The organism is Microbacterium sp. zg-Y625, assembly GCF_030246925.1.
GTDB classification, from domain to species: Bacteria; Actinomycetota; Actinomycetes; order Actinomycetales; family Microbacteriaceae; genus Microbacterium; species Microbacterium jiangjiandongii.
This window is the reverse complement of sequence record NZ_CP126740.1, coordinates 842527-869408: the sequence shown is the minus strand read 5'-3', so window position 1 is coordinate 869408 and position 26882 is coordinate 842527. Positions and strand designations below refer to the sequence as shown.

General features: G+C 71.9%; 29 protein-coding genes, 1 tRNA gene, 1 pseudogene and 1 riboswitch. Of the genes and pseudogenes, 12 read left to right on the top strand and 19 right to left on the bottom strand.

Annotated elements, in window-relative coordinates; translation table 11 throughout:
• From QNO14_RS03840 to QNO14_RS03820, 5 genes are all read right to left on the bottom strand, one after another.
• The gene (locus QNO14_RS03840) at positions 1–1344 is read right to left on the bottom strand and encodes a homoserine dehydrogenase (protein WP_257495056.1); all 1344 of its coding nucleotides are present in this window, start codon (positions 1342–1344) and stop codon (positions 1–3) included.
• Positions 1341–2753, bottom strand: coding sequence for a diaminopimelate decarboxylase (lysA, locus tag QNO14_RS03835; protein ID WP_257506789.1), 1413 nt, complete (start codon positions 2751–2753; stop codon positions 1341–1343). The genes QNO14_RS03840 and lysA overlap by 4 nt, the downstream gene beginning before the upstream one ends.
• A gap of 148 nt (positions 2754–2901) precedes the next feature.
• A complete protein-coding gene (locus QNO14_RS03830; protein WP_257495058.1) occupies positions 2902–3744 on the bottom strand; it encodes an LmeA family phospholipid-binding protein in 843 nt (280 codons plus the stop codon).
• A gap of 1 nt (position 3745) precedes the next feature.
• Positions 3746–5413, bottom strand: coding sequence for an arginine--tRNA ligase (locus QNO14_RS03825; RefSeq protein ID WP_257495059.1), 1668 nt, complete (start codon positions 5411–5413; stop codon positions 3746–3748).
• Between the two features lie 39 nt (positions 5414–5452).
• Entirely contained in the window at positions 5453–6298 is an 846-nt protein-coding gene (locus QNO14_RS03820; protein ID WP_257495060.1) for a transglutaminase-like domain-containing protein, read from the bottom strand.
• Between the two features lie 102 nt (positions 6299–6400).
• Here QNO14_RS03820 and QNO14_RS03815 point away from each other — a divergent pair, with 102 nt between their 5' ends.
• From QNO14_RS03815 to QNO14_RS03805, 3 genes are all read left to right on the top strand, one after another.
• Entirely contained in the window at positions 6401–7204 is an 804-nt protein-coding gene (locus QNO14_RS03815) for an SGNH/GDSL hydrolase family protein (RefSeq protein ID WP_257495061.1), read from the top strand.
• A gap of 80 nt (positions 7205–7284) precedes the next feature.
• On the top strand, positions 7285–8088 hold the full coding sequence (locus QNO14_RS03810; protein WP_257495062.1) for an SDR family oxidoreductase: 804 nt from the start codon (positions 7285–7287) through the stop codon (positions 8086–8088).
• Positions 8089–8131: 43 nt separating this feature from the next.
• Entirely contained in the window at positions 8132–8551 is a 420-nt protein-coding gene (locus tag QNO14_RS03805; RefSeq protein ID WP_257495063.1) for a glucose-6-phosphate dehydrogenase, read from the top strand.
• A 93-nt stretch (positions 8552–8644) separates the two neighbouring features.
• On the opposite strand, the gene QNO14_RS03800 is transcribed toward QNO14_RS03805, so the two are convergent.
• Positions 8645–11617 carry a DEAD/DEAH box helicase family protein gene (locus QNO14_RS03800; RefSeq protein WP_257506788.1) on the bottom strand — a complete coding sequence of 991 codons (2973 nt, stop codon included), beginning with the start codon at positions 11615–11617 and terminating at the stop codon, positions 8645–8647.
• A 122-nt stretch (positions 11618–11739) separates the two neighbouring features.
• Between QNO14_RS03800 and QNO14_RS03795 the strand changes: the two genes are divergently transcribed.
• Genes QNO14_RS03795 through QNO14_RS03785 form a run of 3 tightly spaced genes read left to right on the top strand, consistent with a single transcriptional unit; the run spans position 11740 to position 12947 of the window.
• A complete protein-coding gene (locus QNO14_RS03795; RefSeq protein WP_257495065.1) occupies positions 11740–11985 on the top strand; it encodes a hypothetical protein in 246 nt (81 codons plus the stop codon).
• Positions 11982–12545, top strand: coding sequence for a hypothetical protein (locus QNO14_RS03790; protein ID WP_257495066.1), 564 nt, complete (start codon positions 11982–11984; stop codon positions 12543–12545). The genes QNO14_RS03795 and QNO14_RS03790 overlap by 4 nt, the downstream gene beginning before the upstream one ends.
• Before the next feature lie 57 nt (positions 12546–12602).
• Complete coding sequence (locus tag QNO14_RS03785; protein WP_257495067.1) at positions 12603–12947, top strand: DUF6804 family protein; 345 nt, start codon at positions 12603–12605, stop codon at positions 12945–12947.
• A 4-nt stretch (positions 12948–12951) separates the two neighbouring features.
• On the opposite strand, the gene QNO14_RS03780 is transcribed toward QNO14_RS03785, so the two are convergent.
• Entirely contained in the window at positions 12952–13356 is a 405-nt protein-coding gene (locus QNO14_RS03780; RefSeq protein WP_257495068.1) for a DUF6157 family protein, read from the bottom strand.
• A gap of 49 nt (positions 13357–13405) precedes the next feature.
• On the opposite strand from QNO14_RS03780, the gene QNO14_RS03775 reads away from it, so the two are divergent.
• Entirely contained in the window at positions 13406–14308 is a 903-nt protein-coding gene (locus tag QNO14_RS03775; RefSeq protein WP_257495069.1) for a helix-turn-helix domain-containing protein, read from the top strand.
• Positions 14309–14405: 97 nt separating this feature from the next.
• Here QNO14_RS03775 and QNO14_RS03770 read toward each other — a convergent pair whose 3' ends face one another.
• Positions 14406–15062: an FMN-dependent NADH-azoreductase gene (locus tag QNO14_RS03770; protein WP_257495070.1), complete on the bottom strand. Its 657-nt coding sequence runs from the start codon at positions 15060–15062 to the stop codon at positions 14406–14408.
• An 86-nt stretch (positions 15063–15148) separates the two neighbouring features.
• Between QNO14_RS03770 and QNO14_RS03765 the strand changes: the two genes are divergently transcribed.
• The gene (locus tag QNO14_RS03765; RefSeq protein WP_257495071.1) at positions 15149–15487 is read left to right on the top strand and encodes a winged helix-turn-helix transcriptional regulator; all 339 of its coding nucleotides are present in this window, start codon (positions 15149–15151) and stop codon (positions 15485–15487) included.
• Positions 15488–15508: 21 nt separating this feature from the next.
• Here the strand turns inward: QNO14_RS03765 and QNO14_RS03760 are convergent, their stop codons facing one another.
• From QNO14_RS03760 to QNO14_RS03720, 10 genes and pseudogenes are all read right to left on the bottom strand, one after another.
• Positions 15509–16075, bottom strand: a complete 567-nt coding sequence (locus QNO14_RS03760; protein ID WP_257506834.1) for a TetR/AcrR family transcriptional regulator — start codon at positions 16073–16075, stop codon at positions 15509–15511.
• Positions 16076–16091: 16 nt separating this feature from the next.
• Entirely contained in the window at positions 16092–17120 is a 1029-nt protein-coding gene (locus QNO14_RS03755; RefSeq protein ID WP_257506787.1) for a hypothetical protein, read from the bottom strand.
• 4 nt (positions 17121–17124) lie between these two features.
• Positions 17125–17538 (bottom strand): hypothetical protein, encoded by a 414-nt coding sequence (locus QNO14_RS03750; protein WP_257495074.1) that lies wholly within the window; start codon positions 17536–17538, stop codon positions 17125–17127.
• A 75-nt stretch (positions 17539–17613) separates the two neighbouring features.
• Entirely contained in the window at positions 17614–18030 is a 417-nt protein-coding gene (locus tag QNO14_RS15320; RefSeq protein WP_306815082.1) for an NAD(P)-binding domain-containing protein, read from the bottom strand.
• A 98-nt stretch (positions 18031–18128) separates the two neighbouring features.
• Positions 18129–18323: pseudogene (locus tag QNO14_RS15315) on the bottom strand (NAD(P)-binding domain-containing protein); the annotation flags it as partial.
• Between the two features lie 135 nt (positions 18324–18458).
• A tRNA-Arg gene (locus QNO14_RS03740) sits at positions 18459–18534 on the bottom strand.
• 243 nt (positions 18535–18777) lie between these two features.
• Positions 18778–19098, bottom strand: coding sequence for a DMT family transporter (locus QNO14_RS03735; RefSeq protein ID WP_257495076.1), 321 nt, complete (start codon positions 19096–19098; stop codon positions 18778–18780).
• A gap of 11 nt (positions 19099–19109) precedes the next feature.
• Positions 19110–19174: riboswitch (guanidine-III (ykkC-III) riboswitch) on the bottom strand.
• Positions 19175–19522: 348 nt separating this feature from the next.
• Complete coding sequence (locus QNO14_RS03730) at positions 19523–20395, bottom strand: CPBP family intramembrane glutamic endopeptidase (RefSeq protein ID WP_257506786.1); 873 nt, start codon at positions 20393–20395, stop codon at positions 19523–19525.
• On the bottom strand, positions 20392–21150 hold the full coding sequence (gene trmB / locus QNO14_RS03725; protein ID WP_257495078.1) for a tRNA (guanosine(46)-N7)-methyltransferase TrmB: 759 nt from the start codon (positions 21148–21150) through the stop codon (positions 20392–20394). The genes QNO14_RS03730 and trmB overlap by 4 nt, the downstream gene beginning before the upstream one ends.
• A 42-nt stretch (positions 21151–21192) precedes the next feature.
• Complete coding sequence (locus QNO14_RS03720) at positions 21193–22032, bottom strand: DUF3097 domain-containing protein (protein ID WP_257506785.1); 840 nt, start codon at positions 22030–22032, stop codon at positions 21193–21195.
• A 192-nt stretch (positions 22033–22224) separates the two neighbouring features.
• Here QNO14_RS03720 and QNO14_RS03715 point away from each other — a divergent pair, with 192 nt between their 5' ends.
• The 4 genes from QNO14_RS03715 (at position 22225) to QNO14_RS03700 (ending at position 26404) form a co-directional block, all read left to right on the top strand.
• On the top strand, positions 22225–24210 hold the full coding sequence (locus QNO14_RS03715) for a TPM domain-containing protein (protein ID WP_257506784.1): 1986 nt from the start codon (positions 22225–22227) through the stop codon (positions 24208–24210).
• Positions 24211–24278: 68 nt separating this feature from the next.
• Positions 24279–25019 carry a PspA/IM30 family protein gene (locus QNO14_RS03710; protein ID WP_257495081.1) on the top strand — a complete coding sequence of 247 codons (741 nt, stop codon included), beginning with the start codon at positions 24279–24281 and terminating at the stop codon, positions 25017–25019.
• A gap of 117 nt (positions 25020–25136) precedes the next feature.
• Entirely contained in the window at positions 25137–25952 is an 816-nt protein-coding gene (locus QNO14_RS03705) for an arginase family protein (protein WP_257506783.1), read from the top strand.
• Positions 25949–26404: a Fe-S oxidoreductase gene (locus tag QNO14_RS03700; RefSeq protein WP_257495083.1), complete on the top strand. Its 456-nt coding sequence runs from the start codon at positions 25949–25951 to the stop codon at positions 26402–26404. The genes QNO14_RS03705 and QNO14_RS03700 overlap by 4 nt, the downstream gene beginning before the upstream one ends.
• Positions 26405–26413: 9 nt before the next feature.
• Here the strand turns inward: QNO14_RS03700 and QNO14_RS03695 are convergent, their stop codons facing one another.
• On the bottom strand, positions 26414–26875 hold the full coding sequence (locus tag QNO14_RS03695; protein ID WP_257495084.1) for an SIP domain-containing protein: 462 nt from the start codon (positions 26873–26875) through the stop codon (positions 26414–26416).
• Positions 26876–26882 lie beyond the last annotated feature (7 nt).

Here is a 26882-nt window from a genome sequence, read left to right as displayed (position 1 = left end):
TCAGTTCCCCTCCACGCGCAGCACGGACACGACGCGTTCCACCACGCCGCTCTCGGCGAGGCGGGCCACCGTCTCGCTGAGGTCCCGCTCACGCGCCGTGTGCGTTCCGATGACGAGCCGGGCGACGCCCGCCTCCTGGCCTGCCTCGGCGTCTTCGCCGCCGGACAGGATGTTCTGCTCGACCGTGGCGATGGAGACGCGGCCGTCACTGAGAATGCCGGCGATCGTCGCCAGCACGCCCGGGAGGTCGTCGACCTCCAGGGTGATCTGATAGCGGGTGCACACCTCGGCGATGGGGAGGACCGGCAGGTTGGCCCGGGTGGACTCCCCCACCCCGACCCCGCCGGCGATGTGCCGCCGGGCTGCCGAGACGATGTCGCCGAGCACCGCCGACGCGGTCTGCACGCCACCGGCACCGGCACCGTAGAACATGAGGTCCCCGGCCGCCTCGGCCTGCACGAACACGGCGTTGTTCGCGCCGTGCACGCTCGCCAGCGGGTGCGCGCGGGGGACGAGAGCGGGATACACGCGCACCGAGATCGCCTCGCCCGTGGGCGAGGTCTCGCCGTCGACGCTCATGCGCTCGCACACCGCGAGCAGCTTGATGACGTAGCCGGCGTGCCGCGCAGCATCCATCATCGCCTTGTCGATGCCGACGATGCCCTCACGGTGCACCGCGTCCAGCGGAACGGCGGTGTGGAAGGCGAGGCTCGCGAGGATCGCGGCCTTCTGAGCGGCGTCGTAGCCCTCGATGTCGGCCGTCGGGTCGGCTTCTGCATAGCCGAGCTGCTGCGCCTGGGCGAGGACGTCGTCGAATTCGGCGCCTTCGGCATCCATCCGGTCGAGGATGTAGTTGGTGGTTCCGTTGACGATCCCCATGATGCGGCGCACGCGGTCGCCGGCGAGGGAATCGCGCAGCGGCCGGATGATCGGGATCGCGCCGGCGGCGGCGGCTTCGTAGTACACCGACGCGCCCACCTGCTCTGCAGCCTCGAAGATCTCGGGGCCGTGGGTGGCCAGCAGCGCCTTGTTGGCGGTCACGACGTCGGCGCCGGAGTTGATGGCGTGCAGGATGAGGCTCCGGGCCGGCTCGATGCCGCCCATCAGCTCGATGACGATGTCGCTGCCGACGATGAGGGGCTCGGGATCGGTGGTGAACAGCTCCCGCGGCAGGTCGACGTCGCGCGGCGCGTCGATGTCCCGTACCGCGATGCCCGCGAGTTCGAGCTCGGCTCCAGCGCGGTCGGCGAGCTCGTCGCCGTGTTTGAGCAGCAGGTCGGCGACCTGCGACCCCACGGCTCCCGCTCCCAGCAGCGCGACGCGCAGGCGGCGGTAGTCGGTCATTCAGTTCCCTCCGTCGATGAGATCCCCGCGTCGCGCGCCAGCAGGTCGTCGATGGACTCGCCGCGCACGATCACGCGGGCGGAGCCCTCGGCGACCGCCACGACGGGCGGGCGGGGGATGTAGTTGTAGTTGCTCGCGAGCGAGAAGCAGTAGGCGCCCGTCGCGGGGACGGCCAGCAGGTCGCCGGGGGCGACGTCGCCGGGCAGGTACTCGGCCTCGACGACGATGTCGCCGGATTCGCAGTGCTTGCCGACCACCCGCGCCAGGGCCGGTTCGGCATCGCTCGCGCGCGAGACCACGCGTGCGGAGTACTGCGCGCCGTAGAGGGCCGGGCGGGCGTTGTCGCTCATCCCGCCGTCGACGCTCACGTACAGCCGCCGCAGCTCGTCGGTGGCCTGGACCGGCTTGACGGTGCCGACCTCGTAGAGGGTGACGCCGGCGGGTCCCACGATCGATCGCCCGGGCTCGACGGCGAGGGAAGGGAGCGCGATGCCGCGCTCGGCGCACTCCCCCGCGACCGCGCCGACGATGCCGTCGGCGAGCTCTTCGATGGGGGTCGGGTCGTCGGCCGAGGTGTAGGCGATGCCGAAGCCGCCGCCGAGGTTGAGCACCGGCACCGGGCCGCCGGAGAGCAGTTGTGCGTGCACCTCGACCAGACGGGCGGCGGATTCCCGGAAGCCGGCCACCCCGAAGATCTGGGAGCCGATGTGACAGTGCAATCCGTCGAAACGCAGGCTGGGAAGCTCGCGGATGCGACCGACGACCTCGACGGCGCGGGCCAGCGGAAAGCCGAACTTCTGGTCCTCGTGCGCGGTCGCGAGGAAGTCGTGGGTCTCGGCGTGGACGCCGCTGTTGACCCGCAACCGCACCGACTGCACGATGCCGCGGGCGGCAGCGGCCTCGGCGACGCGGGCGATCTCGGCGTCGCTGTCGATGACGATCGATCCGACGCCCACCTCGACGGCGCGGGAGATCTCGGCGGTGCTCTTGTTGTTGCCGTGGAAGCCGATGCGCACGGGGTCGGTGCCGGCGGCGAGGGCGACGGCCAGCTCACCGCCCGTCGAGACGTCGACGGCCAGCCCCTCCTGGGTGACCCAGCGCACCACCTCGGTCGACAGGAACGCCTTGCCGGCGTAGTAGACCTCGGCGGTGGTGCCGTGCTCGGCGGCGGCGGCGTCGAACGCGGCGCGGGTGCGACGCGCCCGTGCGCGCACCTCGGTCTCGTCCAGCACGTAGAGGGGGGTGCCGAAGCGTTCCTTCAGTTCGGTGACCGGTACTCCGCCGATGCGCACGATGCCGTCGTCTTCTCGGTCCGCCGATGCGGGCCACACGGCCGCGACCAGGTCGTTCGCGGTGTCGGGCTTCGCGAGGCGATCGGACGCGGGGACATGGGCGGGCGAGGCGGACACGGAGCAGACCAATCGGGTGGGATGCGGAAAGCTGCGCCTTGCGGAACAGCGGCCGGATGCCGGGCGGATCATCCACGCTCCGACGTGCAAGCAGTCTAGGGCACCACCGCGAACGGGGCGGTGAGTGTGACGCGCGCGATGCCCTCGGTCAGGCGCAGGTGCCGTCGGCCAGCAGGGCGTCGTCGAGGAGGAGGCGATCGTCGACGTCGAAGCCGGCGCGCAGCCGGTCGCCCTCCACGGCGACGTCCGCGAGAGTCAGCCCCCGTGGCAGGTACTCGGCGATGCACACCGGCCAGTCGCGCAGCACGGCGTTGGAGACGATTCCGAACTGGCGCCGCAGCTCGTCGGCCGTGATGTCGGAACCGGCGACCTGGATCGATGTGGGGGTCAGCACCAGCTCCCCCTCCTCGGCGCTCGGGGTCAGCGACAGCCCGACGGGGACCTTCGCGCCGAACAGTGACAGCTCGATGCTGGCGGTGATGTCGGGGGCGGCGATGCCGACCGTCTCGACGGGGAAATCCTCCACGGCAGAGAGCAGCCCGCGCAGCTGGGACTCGTCGAGCGTGACGACGGCGTGGGCGTCGCGCATCTCGCCGTCGCCGCGGATGGGAACATCGCGCGCTTCGACGACGACGTCGGCGGAGAAATCCCCCTGACGCACGTCGTCGGACGAGATGCGAATGCTCGTCAGCGCGCCGCCGATCAGCTGCGGAAGCACGGCGCCCTCCAGCGCCACGTCGATCTGCTGGTCCTTCGGCAGGGCGAGCTCCGCGATGATCCGCTGGCGCACCGTGTCGATGACGATGTTGCGCGCAACGGCCTCCGCCACGAACCACGCGGCGACGGCGAGGACCACGACGATCACCGCCGCCACGACCCAACCCAGCCCGCGTCGCCGGCGCTTCTGCGGGGCGGCGGGCTCCGACGACGACAGCACCCACTGCGCCGCCGGGTCCGGCAGCGGCTGGGTGGGGTGCGTGTCGCCCGTCATGTCACATGCGCTCGGGCGCACTCACCCCGAGCAGATCCAGGCCGTTGCGCAGCACCTGGCCGGTCGCATCGTTCAGCCACAGGCGAGTGCGGTGCAGGTCGGTGACGGGGTCGTCACCCAGCGGGATCACGCGGCAGTTGTCGTACCAGCGGTGGTACAGGCCCGCCAGCTCCTCGAGGTAGCGCGCCACACGGTGCGGCTCGCGCACCTCTGCGGCGAAGGCGACGGTGCGCGGGAACTCCTGCAGGGCGCCCAGCAGCGCCGACTCGGTCTCGTGCTCGAGCAGCTCGGGAGCGAAGGCGCTGCGGTCCACCCCGCTTTCGGCGGCGTTGCGCGTGACGTTGTGGGTGCGCGCGTGGGCGTACTGCACGTAGAAGACGGGGTTGTCGTTCGTGCGCTTCTGCAGGATCTCGGGATCCAGCGTCAGCGGGGAGTCGGCGGGATAGCGCGCGAGCGAGTACCGCAGCGCGTCGGTGCCGAGCCATTCGCGCAGGTCGTCGAGCTCGATGATGTTGCCGGCGCGCTTGGAGAGGCGGGCACCGTTGATCGAGACGAGCTGACCGATGAGCACCTCGACGTCCTTCTCGGGGTCGTCGCCGGCGGCACCGGCGAGCGCCTTCAGACGGTGCACGTAGCCGTGGTGGTCGGCGCCGAGCAGGTAGATCTTGTGCTTGAAGCCGCGGTCGCTCTTGTTGAGGTAGTACGCGGCGTCCGCGGCGAAGTAGGTGAACTCGCCGTTCGAGCGACGGATGACCCGGTCCTTGTCGTCGCCGAAGTCGGTGGTGCGCACCCACACCGCGCCGTCCTGGTCGAACACGTGGCCCTGGGCGCGCAGGCGCTCCACGGCCTCCTCGACGAGGCTCGGTCCGCCGTCGGCGCCGGGGGCGTGCAGCACCCGTTCGCTGAAGAAGACGTCGAAGTGGACGTTGAACTTCGCCAGCGACGCCTGCAGCTCGCCGAGCTGCAGGTCGTAGGCACGGTCGCGCGCGGCCACCAGCTGCTCATCGGCGGGGAGGTCCAGGATGCCGGGATCTGCGGCCTGCACCCGCTGGGCGAGCTCGTCGATGTAGGCGCCGGCGTAGCCGCCCTCCGGGGTCGGCTCGCCCTTCATCGCGGCAAGCACGGAGGCGCCGAACCGGTCCATCTGCGCACCGGCGTCGTTGATGTAGAACTCGCGCACCAGCGTCGCGTCACAGGCCAGCAGCAGGCGGGCCATCGCGTCACCGAGCGCCGCCCACCGGGTGTGTCCGATGTGCATCGGACCGGTGGGGTTGGCGCTGACGAACTCGAGGTTGATCGTGTTGCCGCGCTGGCTGTCGTTGCGACCGAAGGCGGCACCCGCCTCGACGATGGTCTTCGCGAGGGCACCCGCCGTGGCGGCATCCAGGCGGATGTTGATGAATCCGGGGCCGGCGACCTCGACCGACGCGATGCCGTCGACGGCGCCGAGCGCCTCGGCGATCTCGGCGGCGAACTCGCGCGGGTTCGCCCCCACGGCCTTCGCGAGCTTCAGCGCGGCGTTGGACGCCCAGTCGCCGTGGTCGCGGTTCTTCGGCCGGTCCAGCGGCAGATCGGCGGGCGTGAGCCCCTCGGTCGAGCCCGCACGTCGCGCCTCGGCGGCCGGGCGGACGACGTCGAGCAGGACAGCGGAGAGGGCTTCAGGATCCATAACCCTCCGATTCTACGCGGGGCGTGCGCGCCGCCTCGCTCAGGCCAGCTGCACCAGCTGCGACGGATCGTCCGAGGCGGGGTCGGATGCCGCGGCAGCGGCGGCCTGCGAGGCGGCGTCCTCGGCGTCTTCGGGGACGAGCCAGGCGTCCACGTACATGCGGGTGAGCCCGACGTAGCCGCCGTGGTAGCTCAGGAACGCGCAGTCGGCGGCATCCCGTCCCGTCGCGATGCGCACGAGCGACCCGCGATGCGACAGCCGGGTGGCGTCGATGACGTACCAGGCGCCGTCGAGGTACGCCTCGGCGACGGCGTGGAAATCCATGGGACGAAGCCCCGGCGCGTAGCAGGCGGCATAGCGGGCGGGCACGTCCATCGCCCGCAGCAGCGCGATCACCAGGTGGGCGTAATCGCGGCAGACGCCCTGGCCGGTGCTGAGGGTCGTCACCGCCGAGTCGGTGCCCTGACTCAGTCCCAGCGTGTACGTCGTGCTCCTGGCCACGAAGTCCTCGATGGCGGCGACGAGATCCCGGCCCGAGAGCCCGCGGAACTGACGGCGCGCCTGCGCGAACAGCTCGTCGGATTGGCAGTACCGGCTGGGGCGCAGATAGGTGATCGTCTCGAGGTCGGTGTGCGGCGCCGTTCCGGGCGCGATGTCGAGCACCGCCTCGTACCGCACCCGCAGCTCTCCCGGCTCGCCGCGCAGGCGGTGAAGCCGGCCCCCGGCGGGGTCGACGATCTCGGTCGGCGTGCGGTCCCGCCCGCCCTGGTGCAGGGTCAGCTGCTCGGTCACGAGGTGCGCCGTGCGCGCCGCGGAGATCTGAAGGATGAGGTCGACGTCGGACCCCAGTTCCAGGTCGAGTTCGGCGGTCACTTTGCGATGCACCGGGCTATCCTCGCACGGCGCATCGACCCCTCGGCCGCGGCGTCGACGGCTGCCGTCCACGGCGGTGTCGGCGCCCGCTCCGGCGTGCCCTACTCTCGGAGCGTGACGGTAGACAGCCACGCGCGATCCCGACGCCCTGCGTGGCCGATCGTGCTGCTGGCCGCCGCCGTCGCCGCGATCTGCGTCCTCGGGCTCTGGCGGCCCTGGCAGGCGGCCTCGGCGCCCGCCGCCGGCGCACCGGGAGCGGTCGCCGCCGTCACACCGGCGGCGCTCGAGCTGCCCGCAACACCCCGTGTGCTGGTCTTCGGCGACTCGTGGACCTACGGGTCCGCGGCAAGCGACCCGACGCGCGGCTACGCGTACGTCGCCGCCGAGACGCTCGGGTGGGATGCGGTCGTCGACGGCGTCCGCGGCAGCGGGTACCTGAAGCCCGGCATCGACGGCGGCTCCTTCGGCGAGCGGATCGCGGCGCTCGACGCTGCGCTGCGCCCGGACCTCGCGATCCTGCAGGGATCCATCAACGACCGCCGGCTGGGCGCGGAGGGCTACCGCGAGGCGGTCAGCGCCGCCTGGGACGACCTGAGGTCGACGTACCCCGATGCGCAGATCGTGGTGCTGGGACCTGCGCCGCAGGTGCTGCCCGTGGAACGCGAGACGGCGCGCATCGACGCCGACCTGCGCGAGCTCGCCGCGGCTCGCGGCTGGTGGTACGTCTCCCCGCTCGCCGAGGAGTGGATCACCCCTTCTCGGTACCTCGACGTCATCGACACCTCCGACGTCGGCCGCGACCACCCGTCCACCGCCGGCCACGCCTACCTCGCGTCCCGGCTCATCGAGGCGATCGCCGGCATCTCGGTCACGACGGATGCCGCGGCGGACAGCACCGTGAGCCCCCTCGTGCCCTGACGCCGAGCGGTGTCATAACGCAGCGGCATCTGCCTGTAAAGCCCCGTGATCCGGGCCGAATCCCTCCCTAGCGTCGGAACATGGACGCGACCTTCTCCCCCACCCACGCCATCGTGACCGCTTCGGACTCCGGCATCGGCGCCGCGACCGCCATCGCCCTGGCCGAGGCAGGGCTCGACGTCGGCATCACCTGGCACTCCGACGAAGAAGGTGCTCAGCAGACAGCCGAGGCCGTGCGCGCCCGCGGCGCACGCGCCGTCGTCACGCAGTTCGACGCGACCGACCTGGTCGGCGCGTCCCAGGTGCTCGAGCGGCTGGCCGAGGAACTCGGCGGCGTCGACGTCTTCGTCAACAACGCCGGGGGCGGCGGCGGCACCGGCGTGCTCGACCTGTCGCTGGACGAGTGGCGTTCGACGGTCGCCCTCAACCTCGACGGCGCCTTCGTCGGCATGCAGTGGGCCGCCCGGCGCATGGCCGACGCGGGCCGCGGCGGCCGCATCGTCGCGATCACGAGCGTGCACGAGCACCAGCCGCGGGTGGGCTCCGCCGCGTACGTCGCCGCCAAACACGGCCTGGGCGGGCTCGTGAAGACCATGGCGCAGGAGCTCGGCGACCGGCAGATCACCGTCAACGCCGTCGCCCCGGGCGAGATCGCGACCCCGATGAACGACATGGAATCCGCGGACGCGGAGCAGACCCACCGACCCGGCATTCCGCTGGCGCGGCCCGGCCGCCCGGAGGAGATCGCGGCGGTCGTCGCCTTCCTCGCATCCCCCGCCGCCTCGTACGTGACGGGGGTCAGCTGGCCCGTCGACGGCGGCATGCTGCAGATGGGCCCGCAGGCCGGATCGCACCTCGAAAGCGACCAGTGGCGTCAGCCCTGATCAGACGGGCGTAGGCTCGGAGGGGAGAAAGAGGCCTCTGAGCATGAAGATCGTCGCATCAGCAGACTGGCGGGACGCTGTCCCCTTCGAGACCCCGGTGGTCGTCGCGGACGTGGTACCGGGAGATCCGGCGCACTGCGTCGCCTGCCGTACCGAGGCCGACCCGATCCCCCGCACGGAGCTGTGGGCGATCAAGCACCGGCATCCCAAGCACCACGACGGCTTCGTGCGGTTCTACTGCGCGCAGCACCTTCCCGCGATCGAGAAGCCGGCACCGGCTCCCGTCGCCGCCCCGGCGCGCAAGTCCCGTTCCACCGCGCGCCCTGCGGCGCGCCCGGAGCGCACCCCCGCGGTGCGTCGCAGCTCTTCGGTCGACGAAGCCCCCCGGGCGATGTGCCCGAACTGCTTCGTGGAGGTATCGGCGACCGGGCTGTGCGGCATGTGCGGCACCCAGGTGGTCTGAGCCCGATAGCGACCCGTCCGCCGCTGTCACGCGGTCGAGCCCTGCGCGCCGCATCCGCGATGTGACCGCCGGGCCGTTCGCGTCGACCGAGCGTCACTGCCACTGGTCGCGTGAGGTCGCGGGCACGAGCCCCCCACCTCCGCGACGAGCGCGGGCCATGAGCGCGAGCTGACCGGGACCGTCCATCGCGTGCAGCACGCACGGCCCGAGCTCGCGCTCCCACGCCGCGGCGAACTCCTCGGCATCCCGTCGGCGACGCCCGATGAGCGACGGCACCGGCACGAAGTGCCCCTCGGTCCGCCGCCGGGCGACGCGGCGCAGCACGCCCCGGACGAACGCCGACCGTCCACCGCTGCCGGTCTCGAGCAGGAAGCGCGGCGTGCGCACGGGGCCGAACAGCTCCCCCAGCGCGTCGGCGAGCGTGCGCTGATCGGTGAGGGATGCCGACACGGCCTCGATCGCGATCTCGCCGGTCCCGTCGTCGAGCTCCGCCTCCGTCGCCGCGATCGTCACCGGCTCATCGGCGACGCGGCCCGCGCGGCGCAGCGCCTCCCACACGATCCCGGCGATGCGCCGATACGGCTCCGCGCCGCCGGCGAGCTGCGCACGCGCCGCCCGCCAGCCGCGGCCGAGTTCGACGGCCGGCACGATGCCGGCCAGCAGCAGAGCGGCGCCGGCCACCGTCCCTGCCTCCGGGCCCATGGCGGCACCGACCGCGAGCCCCAGGGTGGCGCTCCCCGCGCCGGCTGCCGCGGCCGTCCCAGCGAACGCGCCGCCCAGCGCACGCGACACCGGCCGGCTCGTGCGGAACAGCGGAGCCTCCCGGTGGCGCGGAACGAGCGCGCTCACACTCTCGCGGTCGACGTAGGGCTCGCCGATCCGCCAGTGCGTCCGCGTGACAGAGCGCGCCGGCGGCATGCCGAGGGCGTTGAGGGCGGCGACGGATGCCGCGGCATCCTTCGCCACGACCGCCGCCAATCCGGCCCGCTGGCGGGCGGGCATGGCGATCGACGTGCCCCGTACGACCCGCGACGGGTCATCGGCGTCGAGGCCCCACAGGCGGGCGTGCTTGCGGCGCAGCCGCGTGGCGTCCGGTTGCGCCGACAGCGGGAACGTCGGCGGCAGCAGCGCCGTGACCGTCCAGTTGTGGGCGACCTTCTCGGGCCAGGCGGGGTCGAGGCGCAGCGTGCGCCCCCGCAGCTGCTGCGTGGCCGACGCCGTCGACACTGCGGTCAGGTCGATGAGGGTGTTGACCGCAGGGCAGTCCCACCCCTCGCCGAAGAGGCCACGGGTGCCGACCACCACCTGCACGGTCCCCCGCGTGAGCAGCACCGATGCCGCGCGCACGAGGGCGGCGACACCGGCGCCCGGCGCGTGCAGTTCCGACACCTCCGCCGCCTCGATCAGCGGGGCCGCCGCGACCGGCACGCCCAGCTCGTCCCCGAGCACTGAGACGAGCACGTCCACGTCGCGCGTGGCGATGCGCGCGTGGCTGCCGGTGACGAGGATCGCACGCAGCCCGGAGGTCGCGACGTCGTTCACCAGCGACGTGAAGGTGCGGAGAGCTCCGGCGGTGCCGACGAGCCCGCCGTGCTTGTTGCCGTGCGACGCGAAGTCGGTGACCACCAGTGCGCGCAGCCGCTCGTCGCCCAGTGCCTCGCGCTCCAGCCGCAGGATGTCGCACGCGGCGTGGTCCTTCGCCAGCGACGACGCGAGCATGGTGTCGACCGGGTCGCGCGTGCGCCGCACCCCCCGATCGCTGAGCGCATACCCGAAGTCGGCGAGCGTGCGACGGATGCGATGCCACTGCCGCTCGGCCCCCGGATCGGGCAGCAGCCGGTCCAGCGCGAAGCGTGCGAGCAGCCGCAGCGTCTCGTCGGCGCTGGGCGGCCGCCGCGCCACGTCGGGCAGATGGGAGACGAGCGGATGCCGCGGCGCCGCCGTGGCCAGCATCGCCGCTGCCGCCTCGGCGGCGGCGAAGTCGTCGGCGAACGCCACTGCCAGGCGCGCATCGACGGCGTGGTCGGCGGCGTCGACGGTCGAGGGGGTCGCAGGCGGCGGCTCGAGCGGGTCGCGCGGCGGTGACGGCGGCAGGGCGGGTTGCAGGGTGTCGACGAGGAACTGCAGACCGGTGTCGCCCGCGAAGGTCGTCCGCAGCAGCACGGCGAGCCCCTCCGCGTGACCGGAGAGGAAGGCGAGCTCGTCGCGGGTCGGCTCGACGAAGCGCACGAGGTCGCGGTAGGGCGCGAGGTTGCCCTCGCGCACGACCGCCGGCACGGGCACCTCGTAGTCGACGTCGCCGAGGAGCGAGGTGTAGTTGTCGTACTCGTCGGCGTCATCGGGTGACGGGAGCGTCGCGGTGAGTCCGATCAGCAGCGGCTCGCGCCCCGCAGCCCGCAGACGGGCGACGAGGGTCGCGACCACAAGCGCCCAATGGTCGAGCAGGTGGTGGCATTCGTCGAGCACCACGGTCTCGACGCCATGGGCAACCAGTCGGTCGATCAGCGCGAGGGCGTTCGGGTGCAGGGCCGTCGCGAGCACCTCGGGGTCCTCACGCACGAGCCGTCGTCGCAGCGTCCGGGAGCGGCCCGCGATGCCGCGGCGGTAGGCCGCGGGATTTCCCGACGCGAGGTCGTCGAGCCACTGTGCCGCGGCATCCGGCGATCGGCCGTCCGACTCGAGCTCATCGCGCCACCGGCTGCGGGCGAGCCCCGCGAACGGGTTGGCGGTGTCGAGGACGCTGAGTGCCTGGTAGGTCAGCGCCGTGAAGTCCCCGAGGCTGTCCGGGTCTTCGGACACCGCGCTCTGGTCGGGCGCGAGGGTCGCCGCGGTGGCGGCCCACTGCGTGCGGATCGTCGTGGTCGGCGTCAGCACGACCGCACAGCGGCCACGGCGGGCGGCCAGCAGCAGCCCGAGCAGGGTCTTCCCCGACCCCGGCGGCGCCACGATGTGCAGCGACGAGCCCGCCGCGACGTCGACGCGGTCGAGCACATCGGCCTGGTAATGCCGCAGCGTTCCGGAGAACCGCCACGCCGCGAGCGGTGCGGTCGCGGTCGCCGGTGGCATCCGTTCAGCTTACGAGCGCCGACCCGCCTCGCTCGGTCGCGCCACCCCGCCCCGCAGCGATAGCGGCGACGGATACGCAAGGAAATCTTGCCTCGCGTAGACGTGCAAGCTAGCCTTGCCGAATGAACGCAGAAGCGCACGTGCAGAAGACTCGCCGCCTCGTGATCGCAGCCATCGTGGTCGGCCTCGGCCTGGGGCTCGTCGGGCTCTTCGTGGGAACGAGCATCCCCGGGCTCGTGATGACCGTGGCAGGCTGGGCCGTCGTGATCGCCGGCATCGCGTGGCTGATCACCCGGCATTCGCAGCGGTCGTCCGCTGCCTCCCGGGCCGGATCGTGGCGCCCCGGCGACGGGAAACCGCGACCGTGACGACCGAGGCCGACGCCGATCTGGCCGTCGAGCTGTCGCGGCTGGCGGCGCGGCACGGCGCTCCCCCGGGACAGGCCGGCGCGACGACCGACGAGCTGCTCGCCGCGGTGACGGCGTTCCACGACATCGCCCGCGTATCGGCGGACCTGCAAGGGCAGGCCGTGCGGGCCGCGCACGAAGCCGGCGTCAGCTGGGCGAAGATCGGCACCCTCCTCGGCACGTCACGGCAGGCTGTGCAGCAGCGCTTCGACCCGCACTACATCCAGCACGACGAGCCGAAGGGATCCAGCCGCATCCTCGGTCCGGTGACGCGCGCCGAAGAGATGCACCATCTCGCCGAGGCGGGCGCCCAGGGCTGGCGACTCATCGACGCCCGCCACGGTGAGCACGTGCTCGAGAGGGACGACGAGGCGTGGGACATCACGCGGGTCTCGGTGTTCTCGGCCCGGCCGATGCCCTCCCCCGCGCAGGGGTGGCAGGCGGCGGCCACGAGGTTCCCGGACTGCTTCTACATCCGCCCCGCGCGAGCGGATGCCACGGCGGCGCGCGGCCGGGAGTGAACCGGACACTCGGCGGAACCCGTCAGACTGGGAAGAGCCACACGAACGGAGCCCCCCGTGCCCTCCCCGCAGACCCGCGCGGCGCCCGAGTACCAGCGCAACGCACTCGCCCCCGCGATCCTCGCCGCCATCGCATGCGTGGCCGGGATCGCGCTCCTCAGCCACGAGTACTACCTCGCGATCCGCTTCATCGTGGCGATCCTCGCCGTCATCATCGGCTGGTTCGCCCTGCAGGCGCGGCAGTGGTGGTGGATGCCGGTCATGCTGGCGATCGCGATCGTGTGGAACCCGCTGTATCCGTTCGAGTTCGCCGGCCCCTGGTGGGTGGCCGCGCACGTGATCGCCGCGGCGGTGTTCCTCGCCGCCGGCGCGCTGATCCGATCCCCGCGCACCCTCGCCTAGACGGTCACCTCCGCGACGAGCGCATCGCGGATTTCTGGGTGAGATCACCGCGCTCGGCCAGAGCGGCGTACTCGGCACTGCCGAGCGGGACCAGCGCGACGCGGCCCTGCTCGTCGTGGTGGAACCCCCAGCCGTACCGCTTGGCCAGCGGAGAGGCCCGCAGGCACGCCTGATCCTTCGCGAAGAAGCGATCCCATTCCGCGGACCGCTCGGAATCGGTGATCCCGGTGCGCAGGGCGTACACCTCGAAGAGGATCTCGTCGGAGGTCCTCTCGTACGGGTGATCGTGGATCAGCTCGTACTGCAGGGATGCCACGCTCGGCTTCGCGCCCGCGGGCGGCACCTCTGCGACAGGCACGGGGCAGTCGGGCGCCGTGGCGATGAAGGTGCTGCGGTAGTTCGTCGTCATGACCACATCCTGCAGCGCGCCGTCCCCGCCGGTATTGCAGAATTGCGCCATGCAGGGCGCACGCACGAGAGCCATCGGCACGGCCGAGCGCTCCGGAGTGCTGCAGCCGCAGAATCTCGAGCGCTTCCGCGCCCAGTGGATCCCGCCGGCCGAAGACGTCCGCGACGTTGTGGACACCTACTGGGCGGTGACGTGGCGACTCGAGCCCGGGGAGTCCATCGATCAGCGGATCATCGACCACCCGTCGATCACGCTCAGCATCGAACGGGGCGACGTCTTCGCGCCGCTCGTGGTGACGTCGGCGCGGTCCACGGCCTGGACGCGCACGATCAGCGGCGTCGGGGGTGTGTTCGCGATCCGGCTGCGTCCCGCCGGCCTCGCCGTGGTGTCCGACCTCGCGGCGTGGTCACTCCCCCACGAACGAGAGGTGACCGCCGACCTCGACGGCCGGTGTCACCGGCTCCTCGAGCAGATCGCGGCCACGCCGGGACCCACCGCGCGCGCCGAGGCCGCAGACGCGCTGGTGCGGGAACTGCGCGCCGAGCGTCCGCTGGCGCCGTCGCAGCGGTTGGCGAACGCCGGGCTCGACGCCATCGCCGCGCGGCCGCACGTGCGGAGGACATCTGACGTGGCCGATGCGCTCGGGGTGGGCGTCCGGACGCTGCAGCGCGCGCTGCATGCCCACGTCGGGCGCGGTCCGAGTGAGATCGCTCGCCGTGTGCGCCTGCAGGAGGTCGTCCGGCGCCTTTCGACCGAGCACGGGAGCCTCGCCGACATCGCCGTCGAACTCGGCTACGTCGACCAGGCGCACCTCACGAACGACTTCCGTGCCGTCGCCGGCGTGACACCCGGGGCCTACCTGCGAACGCAGGCGCAGGCGCAGGCAGCCCTGGCCGTCGGGAGCGGCGGCGATGCTCACGCAGCAAGGACGGAGGGGATGCCGCACGCGTGACCACAGCGGGCGGCCGAGACCGCGGGAATCACCCGCTGTCTCGGCCGCCCGTCGTCGCCTCCGCAGCCGCCGCACTCGGCGGCGAGGGCGCTGGCGGTCAGGCCACGCGCGCGCTGTGCGCGGCGGCGATCTCGCGCCCGGAGCGCACGGCGTGCTGCTCCGCGTCGGCCTTGAGCGCCGCGGCCGTGTCGGCGAAGGCATCCATCGCGGGGTTCACGCCGACCAGCGTGAACGGCCGCTGGACGACGCGCAGGTCGAGCCCCCAGACGTCCTCGAGCACGCGACGCAGCCACGCCGTGGAGTGGTCCCAGCCTTCCTTGGGGCTGCCGGGGGAATAGTTGCCGCCCAGCACGGTGACGAGCGTCGCGGGCTTGCCCTGCAGCGCGGTGCCCTGCGGGTTGATACGCGGGTCGGTGTACGCCAGGTCGAACCACGTCTTGAAATGCTGTGAGACGCCGTAGTTGTACAGCGGAACGGCGAACAGCAGCGCGTCGGCGGCGGTCAGCTCGTCGGCGAACGTCGTGGCCAGATCCACCGCCGCCTGCTGCCGCTCGGTTCGCTCGGCCTCGGGCACGCCCGGCGCCGTCACGGCATCGACCCACGCCGTGGCGGGCACCGGGTCGAGGCTGAGATCGCGCCGGGTGACGACGGAATCCGGGTGCGCAGCGAGCCATTCGGCTTCGACGAGGTCGGCCAGGGCACGGCTCGACGACATGGAGGGGAAGATGCTGGCATCCAGTCGGAAGAGGGACATGAATCTCCGATCAAGGGGCTTGGGTTTCAGGAGTCACTACGAAAAACATAGCGACAAGCGAAACGCTAGCACGATAGAGTCGGGGTGTGGGTGATGAGGGACACGAGGGGCGCCAGTGTGACGCAGCCGTCAGCCTCGCCTTCTCCGTCCTCGGCAAGCGCTGGAACGGGATGATCCTCGACGTGCTGCGCGGCGGAGCGATGTCGTTCGTCGAGCTGCGGCGGGGGGTGGGCGGCATCAGCGACGCTGTACTGTCCGACCGGCTCACCGAGCTGGCCGAAGCGCAGCTGGTCGTGCGCCGTGTCTCGCCGGGGCCGCCCGTGTCCGTGAGCTACGAACTGACCGACGCCGGGTGCGCACTCCTCCCCCTGCTGACCCGATTGGGCGAGTGGGCGGCAGCCCACCTGGGCGCGGCGGCGCGCTGACGGACGCGCTGACGGACGCGCTCAGGCGTGCCGGCGCGAAGGCGCCGCGCCCGTCACGTCCGACCAGCTGCGAAGGGTGGTCTCGACGACGCCCTCGAGCTCCTCACGCGTGGCCCCGTTGGCGGCCTGCACCGCAAGGCCGGAACCGACCGTGGTGAGGTATCGAGCGAGCGCCTCCGGATCAGCCTCTGCAGGAAGATCGCCCTCGTCCACGGCGCGCTGGAAGCGCGCGACCAGACGCTCCCGCGATGCGCTGCGAACGCCTCGAAGCAGATCGTGAGCACCCTGCGCATCCTCGCTTTCCGGCAGCGCCGCCTGCACGAGCAGGCATCCGTGCGGTCTCCCCGGCTGGGTCGTGGTATCGACGACACCGCGCAGGAACGTCTCGGCGACCGCCCGCACGGTGGGCTCCTCCACCGCCCGCGCCTCATATGCTGCGGGCCCCTCCAGGTAGCGGTCGACCGCCTTTCGGAAGAGCTCTTCCTTGTTCCCGAACGCCGCGTACATGCTGGTCTTGGTGATGCCCATGGCCCCCGTCAGATCCATGAGACTGGCGCCTTCATAGCCCCGCTGCCAGAACGTCAACATGGCACTGTCGAGGGCCTCATCGACGTCGAAACCTCGGGGCCTGCCTACTGTGCCGGCTGGGGATTGGGGCATGGCGCCACTGTAGTTCCTCAGTCTCATCCGGGCGCGGGGAGCGGGCGTTGCGCCGCACGATCTCGGCGAGCGCCCCCAGCCCGCCGAACGCGATCAGCGCGCCGGCGATGAGGATGCCGCCCGTCGGACGGACGATCGACTGACCCGAGAGCGCCTGCACCGTCACGGTGACGAGGGTCGCCGTGAACACGGCGACCGCCACCGTCAGCGCCTGCAGACGGGCGCGCCGGGTCGACAGCGAGCGGAATCTCCGCCCCAGGAGTTCGAGACCGACAAGCGCGAGCGGGATGACCTGCAGGGCGTGCATCCCGATGAAGTGGGGAATGCGCAGATCGCCACCCGTCGTGCTCCACCCCAGAAGCGGAAGCCCGGGGCCTCCGTCCGGCACGCCCACCGCGTGGGCTCCGACGATGCCCTGGAAGTCGTCGAGTTGGCCCGCGGTGGGCAGCGTCATCAGAAATCCCAGACCCAGTCCGATGAGAGCCAGGATGATTCCGGATCTCGCCGCGAACGTGCGGGCGGGGTCGGGGCCGGGATTGCGCACCACGGCGATGGCGATGAGCAGCGTCATGACCCAGACGAGCGCTATCGACGCGGCCATGATCGCCCAGACCGTCGTATGCCACGGAGTGCTGATGTTGAAATGACTCGTCTCCGCCGCAGCAGCCAGGGCGAAGATGAGCAGGATTTCGATGGACAGGGCGACGACGACCCACGTCCCGGCACGGTCCGCGACGCGCCGACCACGTCGCACCTGGCCGATGAGCCAGGCGAGGGTCAGCGTGTAGATCGCCCCGGACACCGCGAACTTCAGCGGCTTCAGCCATACCCCCGCACCGGTGATCTGCCGCTGATCGATCACGGCGGCCACCGCGGCCACCACCGCGAGAACCACCATCGAGGCCGCGAAGAGCACCAGCGGCCGGTGCCAGCGGTCCGGCCGGGGCAGCGGATCCGCGGCCGTCGCGCTCACGTGCTCACCCGCTCACGCCGCGGACGATGAGACCGACGCCGGCCGAAACCGCCCCGATCGTGAGCACACCGGCTCCGATCCACAGCAGCGCGATCGCACGGTTGGGGCGTGCCGGATCCTTGCCGATCACCGAGAGGAAGAATCCGGCCGGCATGAGAATCGCCGCCACCAGTATTCCGAGCGAGAGGGTCGCGAACGGCTCGGCGACATCGTTCGTCTGCACGATGACCATGGTCAGCAGACCCAGGATCACAAGCACTCCCGCATGGGCGTGTCCGGCTCGGAAGAACGACTTCTGAAGATCGTTGGCGGGGACGCCCCCGGAAAGGACCCTGACGAGGAACCATCCGCCGTACGCGACCGCCACGACGGTGAGAAGGACGATGCCGGCATTGATCTGGTGCGCGCTCTCGAGCATGGGATGCCTTTCTGGAGTGGTGAACGCGCAAACAGTACCGCTCGGTACTTAATTCCACCACCGGCATCCGCTTTCTCAGCGCACGGCGCGTTGCGCGCGTTGCAGGTTGCGGATGAGCTCCTCCCTGCTCTGCCCGTCGACCGCGTGGCGCCACATCGGCGTGCCGGGAGCGCTGCGCCAGGAGGCGCTCAGCGGACTGTTGTCGACGGCGTCGAAACCGAGGTCGTCGTAGAAGCGGGTCACGAGATCGACGGCATCCGGATAGTCGCTCGACACCACCAGCGCCTTGCGGTCCGGGGCTCCGGCGGGGCGCGCGAGCCTGACGATCGCGGGCAGAGCGTCGCTGGGAACGCGGATCTCGAAACGCGCGTGGAACTGGATGTGACTGAACGCCTTGACGACCATCGATCGCGGCAGCTGCTCCTGCCGCAGCTCATGCACGGTCTTGCGTCCGGAATCCACCTCCGGGTAATTGCCGTCGCGCCAGACCATGTAGTTGTTGTTGTCGATGACGACCTTCCCGGCAAGCTCTTCGACGGGAAGGCGGTCGTCCGGGGCGTAGGGAACGCCAAGAACGCGAAGTCCCCCGCCGCGGCCCCCTCCGCCGCCGTCGCTGCGCGCGCCTGGGGGCCGAGCTCTGCGACGAGGCCCCGCAAGGTGTCCGGCCCGCGCGAGTTGGCGATGGCGACCCTGTAGCCGGCTTCGATCGCGACCCGTGCGAGGGCGCTCCCTGCCTGGCCGGCGCCGAGGATGCCGATGGTGGTCCCTGGTTCTCGTTGTGCCATGAGTCGAAAGTAGGGCGCCGGGACGACGGCGTCTCCCTTTTGAGGGGGCCCTGTCGCACCCCTGATCACCGCACGCTCTCAACGACGAATCGCCGCCCGAATCCGGACGGCGATCTTCGTGTTGAGTGGTGGTGGTGGTGCCCCCGACAGGAGTCGAACCTGCGACCTACGGTACCGGAAACCGGCGCTCTATCCACTGAGCTACGGAGGCGTACCGAACGAGACTATCACTGGCCAGACGGCCCTCTCGACAACGCAGATCGCCCCGGAGCCGGAGCTCCGGGGCGATCAGTTGCGTGTGTCGGTTTCCGTATCCGGTCACCTCTCGGTATCCACGTTTCCGTTTTCTTCTCGCGACACCGAAGCTACGCCGATCCCCCGCCGGGTCAAGAGCTCGCCCGCGAATCGACTCACCCTCGGGTTGAACGTGAAGGATGCCGGCATCCACAGCGCCTCACTCGGGGCTGACCAGCTTCAACCCGACGATGCAGCCGACGAGACCCAGGATGAGAAGGAACTTCACGAGCGAGAAGTCCTCGTCGCCGGTGATCATCGCGTAGACGACGGTGATCGACGCCCCGATGCCGACCCAGACGGCGTACGCGGTGCCGGTCGAGATCTCGCGCATGGCGTACGCGAGGCCGCCCATGCTCAGCACGAGAGCGACGCCGAAGACCACCGATGGCCAGAGCTTGGTGAAGCCCTCGGACTTGCCCAGGGCCGTCGCCCAGACGGCCTCGAGAACCCCCGACACGATGAGAACGATCCACGACATGACACAGCCTCCGTGGCCAGTCTTGTCGCTCACCGGGTACTGAACCGTCGTCCGGGGATCCGGTCGGGATCCACCAGCGATGGTACCGCCGCCCTCCTCGCGAACGGGCCGCGGCGGCCCGAGGGAGGGCAGCGCCCGGCAGCGTGCACAATGTCGCCAACTCGCCGGTGGGGCGCCCCGAACCGACTGATTCCGCCCCCGCCGTCGCGATATGCCGACGTTGTGCACGCCGGGGCCGGCGTCCCCGCCCCGACCCCGCCGAGCAGCGGCCCGGCAGACTCCGCGTCGCGGCACCCACGGCCCCGCCGGCGCCGATCTGCGACGTGCACAACGTCGCCACGCCCGGCAGCGAACGCCCCGAACCCGCCGGTTTTGCACGCGACGACGCGAGGGTGCCGACGTTGTGCACGCCGGACCCCGCCCCTCAGGGCGAGACGAAGAAGATCGCGTCGAGCAGCCCCGGGTTGTGCGCGTGCACGAGCACGGCGAACACCACGGCGTCGAAGAGCAGGTGCACCGTGACGACGTACGCGAGCGAGCGCGTGCGCAGGAAGATGTACCCCTGCAGCAGCGCGAACGGGATCGTCAGCGCCGGCCCCCATTCGCGGTAGCCCAGCTCCCACAGGAACGACACGAACACGATGGCCTGCAGCAGGTTCGCCGACAGGTCGGCGAAGTGGCGGCGCAGCAGTGCGAACACGGTGCAGATGAAGAACAGCTCGTCCCAGATGCCGACGGCCCCGACCCCGACGAACAGGCGCGCGATGAGATCCGGGGTGTCCACCACCGGCCAGTTCATGTAGACGCCCGAGGTGATGAAGTAAAACGGCAGGATCAGCCAGCCCAGCACCAGCACGAGCACGAGCCACACCCACTGGAAGGTGCTCCACCGCCCTCCCCCGCGCCACGGGAACGAGATCGCCCGGTCCCGGTACACCCAGCGCGAGATGACGTACGGCACGACCACGGCGCCGCCGAGGGCGAGGGTGAACCGCACCATCGCAGCGTTGTCGAGCTCGGCCTTCAGGTCGATGAGGCTGACGACGACCATGCCGACCGCGATGAGCGACAGATCACGCACGAGGCTCGGCGGACGCGTGTCGGATGCCGCGAGCGCGGCATCCCGCCCGCCGCGCCGTTCCACGAGGGCCGCCACGACGAGCCCCGCGATGAGGAGCGCCCACCCCAGCAGCGGCTGCAGCAGTACGAAGAACGCGGGAGCGGCCAGGCACACCAGCAGCGCCGGCACGGTGGCGAGGGACACCAGCGGCCGCGTGACCGGGACGACCGTCTTCATGCGCGCGCCTTCCGTCGATAGACCAGGTCGCGGATGTCCCGGCCCTTCGCGGCGCCCTTGCGCTCGAAGGCGGTGACGACGCGCCCCTCGAACCGAGGCGCCCACGTGCCCGCGAACGCGGGCTCGAAGTCGGCGGCCTCGTCCATGACCTCGCTCATCTGCAGCGCGTAGTCCTCCCAGTCGGTCGCGAGCCGCAGCAGACCGCCGTCGCGCAGCACGCGGGCGGCGAGCGCGGTGAAGGGCGGCGCGACCAGGCGGCGCTTGGTGTGCTTCTTCTTGTGCCACGGATCGGGGAAGAACACCCAGAGTTCCTGCGCCGAGGCCTCCGGCAGCAGGTGCTCGAGCACCTCGGGGGCATTGGCCTCGACGACCCGCAGGTTTCGCAGGCCTTCGCGCCCGGCGTCGAGCATGGTGCGGGCGAGCCCCGCCTTGAACACCTCGACCGCCAGAAAGTCCACCTCGGGGTGCGCGGCTGCCGCGTGCACGATCGCGTGTCCCTGGCCCGAGCCGATCTCGACGACCAGCGGGGCGGTACGCCCGAAGACCTCTGCCGGGTCGACCTCGGAGCCCGCGCGCACGCTGGTCGTCGCGCCGTCGCGCTGCAGCGGCAGCGCGTAGAACGGGGCGAGCTCGCGCCAGGCGCGCTCCTGCGCCTCGGACATGCGGCCGCTGCGGCGCACGAACGACACCGTGCGCTTTCGGAACGGGGCGTCGGGGTCGGCGGTCGGGTCCGCGTCGGGCTCAGGATCCGGCATACGCCAAGGCTACCGGTGCCGCCCCGCCCGCCCCACGACGGATCAGTCCTCCTGCGTGACGAAGTCGATGAGCTGCTCCACCCGCCCGAGCAGGGCCGGGTCGAGGTCGCGGAAGGTGTGGACGCTCCCGAGGATCCGCTGCCACGCCCGGGCGATGTCGGCCTGCTCCTCAGCGGGCCAGCCGAGAGCCCGGCACACACCGGTCTTCCAGTCGATGCCGCGGGGGACTTTGGGCCATGCCGGGATGCCGACGGCGCGCGGCAGCACGCACTCCCACACGTCCACGTGCGGGTGACCGACCACCAGCACGTGGGCGCCATGCGGGCCGCGTGCGACGGCGTCGGCGATGCGCTGCTCCTTGGAGCCGGGGACGAGGTGGTCCACGAGCACCCCGTATCGGCGCTCGGGTCCCGGCGGCTCGTCCCGCAGCGTCTGTTCGAGCAGGTCGATGCCCTCGAGGTACTCGACGACGACCCCCTCGACGCGCAGGTCGGCTCCCCACACCTTCTCCACCAGCTCGGCGTCGTGGCGACCCTCGACGAGGATGCGACTGGCGCGCGCGACCCGGGCGCGCTCCTGCGGCGCGGCGAACGACCCGGACGCCGTGCGGGTGCGCGGCTTCGGACCGGCCGTCGGCACGACGAGTCGCACGGGGGCGCCGTCGATGAGGAAGCCGCCGCCGAGCGGGAACTGCCGGCGCCGGCCGACGCGATCCTCCAGCTCCACCAGTCCCGCCTGCACCCCGGTGACAGCGCCGCAGAAGCCGTCGCCGGCCACCTCGACCACGAGATCGCGTGAGGCCGGCACGTTCGGGATCTCGCGTCGCCCTGCAGTGCGCCATCCGGACGCGAGCACGTCGCTGCCGTATCGGTCGTGGTCCATGTGTCCTCCGGGGGCCAGAGCGTACCCGCCACGTGGGCGGAGCCCCGGGCGACCCGCCGCCGGGCGCCGCACCCCGCTTCATCGTCATCTCACAGCCTCCCGACTACCACGGGCAGGGGGCCGGGTGCATAGACTCGAAACGAGGTGCTTCGTCGCGCCTCGGAAGGGGACGCGATGCGCAGGCGCTGGGCCATGATTCTCACGGCCGTTGCTGCCGTGCTCCTGTCCGCCACGACCGTCAGCGCCGCGGCGACCGACCCCGTGCAGCTGGGGGCGTCGCGCCTGCTCGACCAGGCCGACGTGCTCACCGGTGGCGAGGCGTCCGCGGTGGAGGACCGCCTCGACGGACTCTACGACGCGACCGGGGTCGACCTCTTCGTCGTCCTCGTGAACGAGTTCACCAATCCCTCGGACCGCCAGGAGTGGGCGGATGCCGTCGCGCTCGGCAACGGCCTGGGGCAGAAGCAGTACCTGCTGGCCATCGCCACAGAGGGCCGGCAGTACTACATCTCCGCCGATCAGGACGGCCCCCTCAGCGACAGCGAGCTCACCGCAGCGGAAGAGGCGATGCGACCCCTGCTGGGAGCCGATGATTACAGCGGCGCCATCGAGCTCGCCGCGGACCGCTTCGAGTCCGACCTCGAGCCCGGCGGGAGCGGCACGTGGCTGTGGATCGCACTCGGCGCCGTCGCCGTCGCGATCGTCGTCCTGCTCGTCGTTCGCTCGCGCCGCTCCAAGGCCGCCGGCGGCCGCGGCCCGAAGGGCGAGGCGGTCGAGCAGATCCCCCTCGCCGAGCTGGAACGACGTGCCGCGTCGGCGCTCGTGGCCACCGATGATGCCGTCCGCACCAGCGAGCAGGAGCTGGGCTTCGCGCGCGCGCAGTTCGGCGACCAGGCCACGGTCGAATTCCAGCAGGCACTGGCGTCAGCGAAGGACAACCTCACCCAGGCCTTCACGCTCCAGCAGCGGCTCGACGACTCCGAGCCCGACACCGAGCAGCAGGTGCGGGAGTGGAACACCGAGATCCTGCGGCTGTGCGAGCAGGCGGATGCCGGTCTCGATGAGAAGGCCGCCGACTTCGACGAGCTGCGCAAGCTCGAGCAGAACGCGCCCGAGGCGCTCACCCGCGTGCAGGAGCAGCGGACGGCCGTAGCCGCACGACTGGATGCCGCCGAAGCGGCATTGCAGGCGCTGCACTCCGACTATGCGCCCGAGGCGCTGGCGACGGTCGCCGACAACCCGCAGCAGGCCCGCGAGCGGATCGCGTTCGCGGACGAGCAGCTGGCGCAGGCGGCCAGCGCCGTCGCCGCAGGCGACGGCGGCACCGCGGCCGTCGGCATCCGCGCGGCCGAAGACGCCGTCGAGCAGGCCGCCCTCCTCGAAGACGCCATCGGGCGCCTGCAGGCCGACCTCGGCAAGGCCGAGAAGGATGCCGTCGCACTCATCGCCGACCTCGAGCACGACATGGCCGTCGCCGCCTCGCTCCCCGACAGCGACGGTCAGGTCGCGGCGGCCGTGGCCGCGACGCGCCAGCAGGTCGACACGGCGCGGCAGAACCTGGCCACCGCGGCCAAGCGACCGCTGGTCACCCTGGAGGCTCTCGAGACGGCCAACACCCGCATCGACGGCGTCGTCGCGGCCGTCCGCACCGCGCAGGAGCGCGCCCAGCGCGCGCAGCAGATGCTCGGTCAGCAGCTCGCGCAGGCGCAGGCCCAGGTGTCGGCCGCCGAGGACTACGTATCGGCACGCCGCGGCGCCGTCGGCGCCCAGGCCCGCACGCGGCTGGCCGAGGCGACCGCGGCGCTCGCGCAGGCGCAGCAGCTGGCCGCGACCTCGCCCGAGCAGGCGCTCCCCCTCGCGCAGCGGTCGCACCAGCTGGCCGCGCAGGCGATCCAGTACGCCCAGAACGACGTCGGCGGCTTCGGCGGCGGGGGCTTCGGCGGGGGCTTCGGCGGCGGCGGGGGCGGCGACAACGGCATGCTCGGCGCCGTGCTCGGCGGCATCGTCATCAACTCGCTGCTCAGCGGCGGAGGCGGCCGCTCCCGTGGCGGCGGCGGCTTCGGCGGCATGATGGGCGGCGGCGGCAGCAGCCGCGGTCGCAGCGGCGGCGGCTCGTTCCGCCCCGGCAGTTTCGGTGGCGGGGGCACCCGCGGCCGCCGCGGAGGGGGGCGCTTCTGATCCTCCGCGCCCGCCGCACCACGGCATCCACGACCACTCCACGTCCACGTGATAGGAAGGCAACACCCATGGCAAAGCAGTCCATCTTCGGTCGCATCTCGACCCTCATGAAGGCGAACATCAACGCGCTCCTCGACTCCGCCGAGGACCCGCAGAAGATGCTCGACCAGCTCGTGCGCGACTACTCCAACTCCATCGCCGACGCCGAGTCGGCCATCGCCGAGACCATCGGCAACCTGCGTCTGCTCGAACGCGACCACCAGGAGGACGTGCAGGCGGCCACCGAGTGGGGCAACAAGGCCCTCGCCGCCAGCCGCAAGGCCGACCAGCTGCGCACGGCCGGCAACCTCGCCGACGCCGACAAGTTCGACAACCTCGCCAAGATCGCGCTGCAGCGCCAGATCAGCGAGGAGAACGAGGCCCGGGCGATCGCGCCCACCATCGCCACGCAGACCGAGGTCGTCGAGAAGCTCAAGGACGGCCTCAACGGCATGAAGGGCAAGCTCGAGCAGCTGAAGTCGAAGCGCTCGGAGCTGCTGGCCCGGGCGAAGACCGCCGAGGCGCAGACCAAGGTGCACGACGCGGTGCGGTCCATCGACGTACTCGACCCCACGAGCGAGCTCGGCCGCTTCGAGGACAAGGTGCGTCGCCAGGAGGCCCTGGCCGCCGGCAAGCAGGAGCTCGCGGCATCCAGCATCGACGCCCAGTTCAACCAGCTCGAGGACGTCGGCGAGCTGACCGAGGTCGAGGCACGCCTGGCCGCGCTGAAGTCCGGCGCCCCGGCGAAGGCGATCGACGCCGGAGCCTGATCTCCGCAACGAACGCGGGCGCCGTTTCCTCACGGAGCGGCGCCCGCTGTCGTTACGGCGGGTTTCGCACGGCGCGGACGTTCGTGTCCGCGCGCCGCTTCAGGAGAGGATGGGCACATGACCCGGTTCATCGTCGTGCCGCAATGGCAGGGCTCGCCGTCTGCGCGCGCCATGCTCCTCGTCGACGGAGCGGAGGCGATCGCGGGCGACCTCCCCCGCGCCGCCTGCACCCGCGTGGACGTGCCCCTCGAAGCCGGCGAGGCCCTCGGCACCGGCGTGCACCGGCTGAGCGCGCTGGCGCGCATCCAGTCGCTGGTCACCGAGGCGCTGGCGCCGGTCGACGAGCCGTTCGTCGTGGTCGGCGGCGACTGCGCGGTGGCCGTTCCCGGCGTCCGGCACGCGGCGGCCCGCCATCCGCACCTCGCGGTGGTGTGGCTCGACGCCCACGGCGACCTCAACGACCCGCAGTCCTCGCTGTCGGGCGCCTACGCCGGCATGGCCCTGCGCGCCGTCGTCGGCGATGGCGAACTGGCCCTGCCCGCGGGCACCGTCGCGCCCGAGCGCGTCGTCCTGGCGGGGGCCCGGGAGCTGGATGCCGCAGAGACGGCGTACCTGCAGACCTCCGACGTCACCCACCTCCCCGTCGAGGCGTTCACCGACCCCGCCGCGCTCGCCGACGCGGTCGCTGCGACCGGGGCCGACGCGGTGTACGTGCACGTGGATCTCGACGTGCTGGACCCGGCGGCGATCACCGGCGTCGGCACGGCTGTCCCCTTCGGCATCGAGGTGCCGCAGCTGGTCGCCGCCCTCGCCGAGCTGCGTCGGCGGGTGCCGCTCGTCGGCTCGTCGCTGGCGGGATTCTCGCCCGTCTCGCCGCGGGCCGCGGTCGACGACATGGGCGCGATCCTGCGCGTGATCGGCGCGCTGGCGTGAGCCCGATCTCGACGCCACCGGCCGGCTGGCGCGACGCCGCCGACCGCGCGGTGGCCCGGGGCCTGCGGCAGGACCGCTGGATTCCGGGCTTCCTGCTGGATTCACCGATCAGTCGTCTGGGCTATCTCTGGGGCACCGCCGTCGGCCTCGTCTGGGGCACCGTGTGGTCCACCGGCCGCGTCGAGAAGCGGCAGGGTCTCTGGGTGTTCCGCGGCATGCCTGGCTGGACCTTCGGCCGCGGCGGCGTCTGCGTGGGCGGGTGCTTCCTGACCGGCAACGGCCGCATCACCCCCGCCCTGCTGCGCCACGAGGCGGTGCACAAACGGCAGTGGGAGCACTACGGCGCGCTCATGCCCGTGCTCTACCTGCTGGCCGGACGCAATCCGCTGACGAACCGCTTCGAGATCGAGGCGGGACTCGAAGACGGCAGGTACGTGCCCCGCGGGTCGTGACCGCGGCGCTCAGCGCGCGGTGGCGAGGCCGAACCGCTCGGGCGTGCGGATGTCTTCGGCCGGAATGCCGAGGCTGCCCGTGAGGTGGTCGACGATGTCGGCGGTGCCGAGGTAGCCGCCCAGCAGGAACACGCGGGTGCCGCGCTCCTCGCCGCACAGCATCTCGTCGGCCCACGCCGCGACCGCGCGCGCGAGCGCCTCACCCGGCGCGCAGGACCGGCCGGTCCCGGGTGCGCCGGAGCGGCGCGAACGGTCGAGCCAGGTCAGCGTCATGCGCGGGGGAACCGTGATGTCGGCAGGCCAGCCGTCGTCCGGGACCTCGACGAAGACACGACCGGTCGAGCACAGCGGCAACGTGGCGAGAAGAGCCTCGAGATCGGCGAGCGAATGCTCGTCGGCGGTGACGAGGTGCTGCACGCGCGTGTGCTTGGCGGCCCGGCATGCGGTGACGCTGTGATCGAGGGAGGTCATGACGCTG

What these genes read in the sequence shown, in the direction of transcription:
- QNO14_RS03795 (WP_257495065.1), top strand. Translation starts at nt 11,740, where the DNA reads ATGAACGCAGAAGCGCACGTGCAGAAGACTCGCCGCCTCGTGATCGCA.
- QNO14_RS03775 (WP_257495069.1), top strand. Translation starts at nt 13,406, where the DNA reads ATGCAGGGCGCACGCACGAGAGCCATCGGCACGGCCGAGCGCTCCGGA.
- QNO14_RS03825 (WP_257495059.1), bottom strand. Translation starts at nt 5,413, where the DNA reads ATGGATCCTGAAGCCCTCTCCGCTGTCCTGCTCGACGTCGTCCGCCCG.
- QNO14_RS03840 (WP_257495056.1), bottom strand. Translation starts at nt 1,344, where the DNA reads ATGACCGACTACCGCCGCCTGCGCGTCGCGCTGCTGGGAGCGGGAGCC.
- QNO14_RS03800 (WP_257506788.1), bottom strand. Translation starts at nt 11,617, where the DNA reads ATGCCACCGGCGACCGCGACCGCACCGCTCGCGGCGTGGCGGTTCTCC.
- QNO14_RS03810 (WP_257495062.1), top strand. Translation starts at nt 7,285, where the DNA reads ATGGACGCGACCTTCTCCCCCACCCACGCCATCGTGACCGCTTCGGAC.
- QNO14_RS03760 (WP_257506834.1), bottom strand. Translation starts at nt 16,075, where the DNA reads ATGTTGACGTTCTGGCAGCGGGGCTATGAAGGCGCCAGTCTCATGGAT.
- QNO14_RS03720 (WP_257506785.1), bottom strand. Translation starts at nt 22,032, where the DNA reads ATGGACCACGACCGATACGGCAGCGACGTGCTCGCGTCCGGATGGCGC.
- QNO14_RS03750 (WP_257495074.1), bottom strand. Translation starts at nt 17,538, where the DNA reads ATGCTCGAGAGCGCGCACCAGATCAATGCCGGCATCGTCCTTCTCACC.
- QNO14_RS03730 (WP_257506786.1), bottom strand. Translation starts at nt 20,395, where the DNA reads ATGAAGACGGTCGTCCCGGTCACGCGGCCGCTGGTGTCCCTCGCCACC.
- QNO14_RS15320 (WP_306815082.1), bottom strand. Translation starts at nt 18,030, where the DNA reads ATGGTCTGGCGCGACGGCAATTACCCGGAGGTGGATTCCGGACGCAAG.
- QNO14_RS03705 (WP_257506783.1), top strand. Translation starts at nt 25,137, where the DNA reads ATGACCCGGTTCATCGTCGTGCCGCAATGGCAGGGCTCGCCGTCTGCG.
- QNO14_RS03735 (WP_257495076.1), bottom strand. Translation starts at nt 19,098, where the DNA reads ATGTCGTGGATCGTTCTCATCGTGTCGGGGGTTCTCGAGGCCGTCTGG.
- QNO14_RS03805 (WP_257495063.1), top strand. Translation starts at nt 8,132, where the DNA reads ATGAAGATCGTCGCATCAGCAGACTGGCGGGACGCTGTCCCCTTCGAG.
- QNO14_RS03710 (WP_257495081.1), top strand. Translation starts at nt 24,279, where the DNA reads ATGGCAAAGCAGTCCATCTTCGGTCGCATCTCGACCCTCATGAAGGCG.
- QNO14_RS03770 (WP_257495070.1), bottom strand. Translation starts at nt 15,062, where the DNA reads ATGTCCCTCTTCCGACTGGATGCCAGCATCTTCCCCTCCATGTCGTCG.
- QNO14_RS03780 (WP_257495068.1), bottom strand. Translation starts at nt 13,356, where the DNA reads ATGACGACGAACTACCGCAGCACCTTCATCGCCACGGCGCCCGACTGC.
- QNO14_RS03715 (WP_257506784.1), top strand. Translation starts at nt 22,225, where the DNA reads ATGATTCTCACGGCCGTTGCTGCCGTGCTCCTGTCCGCCACGACCGTC.
- QNO14_RS03830 (WP_257495058.1), bottom strand. Translation starts at nt 3,744, where the DNA reads ATGACGGGCGACACGCACCCCACCCAGCCGCTGCCGGACCCGGCGGCG.
- QNO14_RS03695 (WP_257495084.1), bottom strand. Translation starts at nt 26,875, where the DNA reads ATGACCTCCCTCGATCACAGCGTCACCGCATGCCGGGCCGCCAAGCAC.
- trmB (WP_257495078.1), bottom strand. Translation starts at nt 21,150, where the DNA reads ATGCCGGATCCTGAGCCCGACGCGGACCCGACCGCCGACCCCGACGCC.